Genomic DNA, 5,694 nt, shown 5'->3' with positions numbered 1-5,694 from the left:
GTCACCGTTCAAGACTCACCCACCGAGGAGCGGAACCTCTTGATCAACACGCCCTAGACGCTATGAGTGGTTGAGCCTGGGGCCTCCACTCGCGTAGACCGTGGGTTGCGGGCCGGTGTTCCGGCTTGCCGAGCCACATACGTGAGGGAGGCCCCAGTTGATATCTGAGCGTACGAGTGTCGGGCTGGATGTGCACGCGCGAAGCGTGGTCGCAGCCGCGATCGATGAGCGAACCGGGGAGCTCGTGCAGCGACGCATGGGTTCCGACGTCGAGGAGATCGTCGCCTGGGTGACGGGTCTTCCGGGGCCGGTCGCTGCGACCTACGAGGCGGGGCCGACCGGATTCGGGTTGGCGCGCGCTCTCACGGCTGCCGGAGCGCGGTGCGTGGTCGCGGCTCCGTCGAAGCTGCAGCGCCCGGTGGGCGACCGGGTGAAGACCGACGCGCGGGATGCGGTGCATCTGGCTCGGCTGCTGCGGTTGGGCGAGGTCGTCGAGGTGGTGGTCCCGAGCATCGAGGCGGAGTCGGCCCGGGATCTGGTGCGGGCTCGGGAGGATGCCCGCGGGGATCTGATGTCCGCCCGTCACCGGGTCAGCAAGCTGCTGCTGCGGCAGGGAATCCAGTACTCGGGCGGGAAGGCATGGACCGTCGCGCACGACGGGTGGCTGCGATCCCAGCGGTTTGAGCTGGTCGGGTTGCAGGCCGCGTTCGACGCTGCCTACGAGGCGATGATCCAGGCCGTCGACCGCCGTGACCGACTCGACGCGGCGATCGCACGCATGGCCGCGGACAGCGAGTTCACCGACGTCGTGAACAGGCTCTGCTGCCTGCGCGGAGTGTCCACGCTGACCGGCTTCGCTCTCGCGGTCGAGATCGGCGACTGGACCCGGCTGGACGGGCACCGCATCGGCGCCTATGTCGGGCTGACCCCGTCAGAGTCCTCCTCCGGCGCGTCTCGCGCACTGGGCGGGATCACCAAGACCGGCAACAGCCACGCCCGTCGCCTGCTGATCGAAGCGGCCTGGCATCACCGCCCCGTCTACCGTCCCACCTCACCGGTCATGCGCGCCCGCTGGGACCGGGCCAGCGCCCAGGCGAGAGCCCGCGGGCATGCCGGCAACCAGCGTCTGCACGACCGGTGGGTCAGGTTCCAGGCGCGCAGGAAGCGCAGCGTCGTCGCCAACGCCGCGATCGCCCGCGAGCTGGCCGGCTGGTGCTGGTCCCTGGCCGTCATGACCTGACCCCGGCCCTGAGCTTCCGGCCGCCGACGGTGGTGACGGCAGCGTCCGGGCGACTCGCGACACGCCCTATGAGCAACCCGCCCAGCAGGCCACGCTCGATCTCTAGACTCGCGTGAACGCCCCGCCGAACAAGCCGTCATGCGGTAACCAACCCGCGCATATCAGAGTGACAACGCGTCGAACACGACACGCGCGTCACCACCCGACACGACCGGAACGAGCGGACGCCGCAGCCGACGGGCACGGCGTCCGCTCACCCCTGCCCCTTGACAAACCCCACTCCCATATCAGGGCGTGTCTCCCAATCGCGTGGGGGGTGACCCGCGATTGTGGTTCTCCGAACCGACGATCGAGAAGTTGGACGTCCTGGACTCGAAGCTCCCCGCCTGAGACCGCCACCTCGTCGAGCGTGCCGCTGTCCGATTCTCATAACGCACAGCGCCGCGCTCGTCACGATGGGGTCACGTTGGTGGCTGCCTGCAGTGCGGCGGCGAGGTAGCCCGCGGAAGCACCGACGCCCTTGTCCGCGACGTGCGCGGGCGTACCAGCTGCAACCACGGTCCCGCCGGCGTCGCCCGCGCCGGGTCCAAGATCGATCACGTAGTCGGCCACCGCGATAACGCGCATGTCCAGCTCCGCGGCGACGACCGTGTTGCCCGCATCGACCAGCGTCTGCAGATGCGTGACCAGACGATCCGTGTCGGCGCAGTGGAGCCCGGACGTCGGCTCGTCCAAGACGTACAGCGTGTCTCCGCGCTGCGCCCGCTGCAACTCGGTAGCGAGCTTGACACGCTGCGCTTCACCCCCGGAGAGCTCGGTTGCCGGTTGACCCAACCGGAGGTAATCGAGCCCCACATCCGACAAAGCGGTCAGCGACCGCGTGATCTCCTCATCGCCCACGAAGAACACGTTCGCCTCCTCGACGCTCATCGACAACACGTCCGCGATCGAGCGCCCCCTCCACGTGATCTCGAGCGTTGATGCCTTGTATCGGCTGCCGTGGCAGTCGGGGCATTCGGTGTACACGGAAGGCAGGAAGAGGAGCTCGACCATCACCGATCCCTCGCCCTCGCAGGTCGGGCAGCGCCCGCCGGCGACATTGAAGGAGAATCGGCCAGGCTTGTACCCGCGGGAACGAGCTTCCGGGGTGTCTGCAAATCGACGACGGACATGGTCGAACAGCCCGGTGTAGGTGGCGACGTTGGATCTCGGCGTCCGGCCGATGGGCCGCTGGTCGATGGTGACGAGCCGCTGTACACCGGTGACGGGCCCGGCGACGCGCCCATCGAGACGTTCCGGCGTATCCGAGAGGAACGACTCGTCGCTGACCGGCTCGTCATCGGCCCGGACAGCCCGGCCAAGGCGATCGCCAAGCAGCGATGGAAGCGCCTGACTGACCAGACTCGACTTGCCGGCCCCAGACACGCCCGTAACTGCGGTGAAGACACCCAATGGGATATCGACCGTGAGGTCGTGCAGGTTGTTCCGCGTCACGTTCTCCAGGCGCAGCCAACTGCGTGCCTCACGGGGTGTGCGAAGAGGGAGACCGCGGCCACCGAAGAGGTATCCGCGTGTCACGGACTCCTTGATGTCGGCGAGCCCGTCGGGCGGGCCGCTATAGAGCACGCGGCCGCCGTGTTCACCGGCACCGGGGCCGATGTCGACCAGCCAGTCCGCGTGCCGCATCACAGCCACGGAGTGTTCGACGATGAACAGGCTGTTCCCTCGCCCCTTGAGTCCATCCAGGATCTCGAGGAGCGCCGCCACGTCCTGCGGATGCAGCCCCGCCGATGGTTCGTCGAGGACGTAGACGACCCCGAAAAGATCAGAGCTGAGTTGCGTCGCGAGCCGGAGTCTCTGTAGCTCGCCGCCCGACAGTGTCGGGGTCGTCCGGCTCAATGACAAGTAACCCAGCCCCAGATCGACCAGTGGACGAAGCCGCTGCAACACCCCTGAAGCGAGCTGGACCGCAGCAGCACGCTTCTCTGGCGCTCGGCTTGCGGTGGGTCGCACATCGGGCGTAGGGGCAAGCGGAGCCTTGCCCGCAGCGCCCTGCCCTTCCCCCGCGGCACGCAGAGAGGCAGCGTCGGAAGAGGCGGCCTCGTGGTCCTCCAAGCGTGCGACGACTCCCGAGAGGATCGTGGCAAGTTCCCGGAGCGGCAGTTGGGAGAATTCGGCGATGTCGAATCCTTCGAACGTGACAGACAGCGCCTCGGGCTTCAGCCGCTTGCCATCGCAGGCCGGGCAGATCGCAGCGGTGAGGAACTGCGCGACGCGCCGCTTCATAGAGGCGCTCTTCGTGTTCGCGAACGTGTCCAGAATGTACCGGCGAGCCCCGACGAATGTGCCCGAGTAGCTCGGCTCCGCGCCTGCTTCGATCGCAGCTTTGGACTCAGAGAGTGTGAGCCGGGAGTGGACCGGAACGAAGGGGGTCTCATCGGTATACAGGATCCAGTCCCGGTGTTTCTTCGGCAGGTCCCGCCACGGCACATCGACGTCGTAACCGAGCGCAACCAGCACGTCGCGCAGCTGATGGCCGTGCCACGCGGTCGGCCAGGAAGCGATGGCGCGTTCGCGGATGGTGAGCGATGGGTCAGGGACCATCTGCTCCTCGTTCACCGTGTACACGCGGCCGATGCCGTGGCATTCCGGGCAGGCCCCTTGGACCGTGTTCGCGGAGAAGTCCTCCGCATACAACATCGGCTGCCCATCCGGGTAGTCCCCGGCCCTCGAGTACAGCATCCGCACCAAGCTCGACAACGTGGTGATGCTGCCCACGGTCGATCGGGCATTCCCGGCACCGCGCTGCTGCTGCAGGGCGACCGCAGGCGGCATCCCCGTGATCGAGTCGACATCGGGCACTCCCGCCTGATCGATCAGACGGCGGGCGTACGGTGCGACCGATTCCAAATAGCGTCGCTGCGACTCGGCGTACAGCGTCCCGAACGCCAGCGAGGACTTTCCCGATCCGGACACACCGGTGAAGACGACCGTTGCATCGCGCGGCACCGTGAGGTCGACATCCTGCAGGTTGTGTTCGCGGGCGCCGAGAACGCGCACGTCGGGCTGCACGGAGAGCTTCGGCGACACGAACGCAAAAGATTCCACCATGGTCGAATGTTAGCCACGTACCGAACGGTCGGACGATCTGCGTCCGGAGGAGCGGCCTTGGCCCTTGATCGTGGACACGGTGTCGGTTCGGTTATGCCGCTTCCGCGAGCGTAGCGGAGCGTGCGGCTTCGTAGGCGTTCGGGCTGATGTTGCCGATCGCGGAGTGGCGCCGGCGAGTGTTGTAGCGGTTCGCCCACCGGAACACGGCCCGGTAGGCGGTGGCCTGGTCCGGGAACGCTGACCGGCCGGCGAGGAGTTCGCGCTTGAGCGTGGCGTTGAAGCTTTCCGCGAGTGAGTTGTCGGCACTCGTGCCGACCGCGCCCGTGGACTGGGTCACGCCCAGCTGCTCGCAGAGCGCGGCGTAGGCCTTCGAGGTGTAGACGCTGCCGTGGTCGGAGTGGAAGATCGCGCCGACCAGCGACCCGCGGTCGCGGTGCGCGGCACGGAGGGCGTCTTCGACGAGTTCGGTGCGCATGTGGTCGGCGACTTGCCAGCCCGCGAGCTTCCGGGAGCCGAGATCGATGCAGGACGCGAGGTAGAGGTTCGTGCCGTCGGCGATAGGCAGGTAGGTGATGTCGCCCACGTAGCGGCGGCCGGGGTCGCCGACGGAGAAGTCCCGTCCGATCAGGTCGGGGAAGCGCCTGGCGGACTGGTCCGGGATCGTGGTCTTCACCCGTCGTCGCAACCGGATCCCCGCGAGACGGTGCTCACGCATTACCCGCGCGACGCGCTTGTGATTCACCCGCTCCGCCACGGGCACACCGTCGTTGAGGTCGGCGGTGATCCTGGGCGCCCCGTAGGCGCGGTCGCCACCCTGAGCGGGGTCTTGCAGCACCCGGATCCGCGCCGCCAACACCGCGTCGTCTGTCGCCTTCGCGGCTCGCCGCCCGGCGGAGTCCAGTCAGGCGTAGAACGACGAGCGGGCAACCTCGACGATCTCACACAACCGCTTCACGCCGTAGGCGTCCTTGTGATCCTCAACAAACTGGAAGCGGTTCACCAGTTCGTCTCCCCGGCGAAATACTTCGCCGCCTGACGGAGGATGTCCCGCTCCGTCTCGAGCTTGCGGGCCTCGGCCTGCAAGGCCGCGAGGTCGGCCTCCTACCCGAGGACCTTCGCCGCCTGCGACTCCGGTCGCCCCGTCGCCCCAGGCGGCGACGCAGCGGCAACCGTGACCCCGGAGCCGAACTTGTCGACCCACTCTTTCAGCGCACCCCGAGAGATCCCGAGATCCCCGGCGATGCCCTTGAGCGTCGAACCCGGCGTGGACTCATACAAGTCCACCGCGCGCTGCCGGAACTCGTCCGTGTAGTTCTTCCTAGCCATCCCTTGGATTCTCGCTA

The 5,694-nt window shown here is 67.6% G+C and carries 2 protein-coding genes and 1 pseudogene; 1 reads left to right on the top strand and 2 read right to left on the bottom strand.

All coding sequences use genetic code 11. The annotated features are described in order from the left end of the window. Window positions 1–157 precede the first annotated feature (157 nt). Window positions 158–1,240: an IS110 family RNA-guided transposase gene (locus ACODR5_RS13340; RefSeq protein ID WP_197463617.1), complete on the top strand. Its 1,083-nt coding sequence runs from the start codon at window positions 158–160 to the stop codon at window positions 1,238–1,240. A gap of 450 nt (window positions 1,241–1,690) precedes the next feature. Here ACODR5_RS13340 and ACODR5_RS13335 read toward each other — a convergent pair whose 3' ends face one another. Together ACODR5_RS13335 and ACODR5_RS13330 are read right to left on the bottom strand one after the other, a co-directional pair. Then, a complete protein-coding gene (locus tag ACODR5_RS13335; protein WP_488983899.1) occupies window positions 1,691–4,351 on the bottom strand; it encodes an excinuclease ABC subunit UvrA in 2,661 nt (886 codons plus the stop codon). A gap of 91 nt (window positions 4,352–4,442) precedes the next feature. Next, window positions 4,443–5,677, bottom strand: a pseudogene (locus ACODR5_RS13330) (IS3 family transposase). Window positions 5,678–5,694: the final 17 nt, after the last annotated feature.

The organism is Microbacterium sp. FG3 (assembly GCF_057809335.1).
The sequence above is the reverse complement of the archived record's forward strand: the minus strand, read 5'-3'. Positions and strand labels throughout refer to the sequence as shown.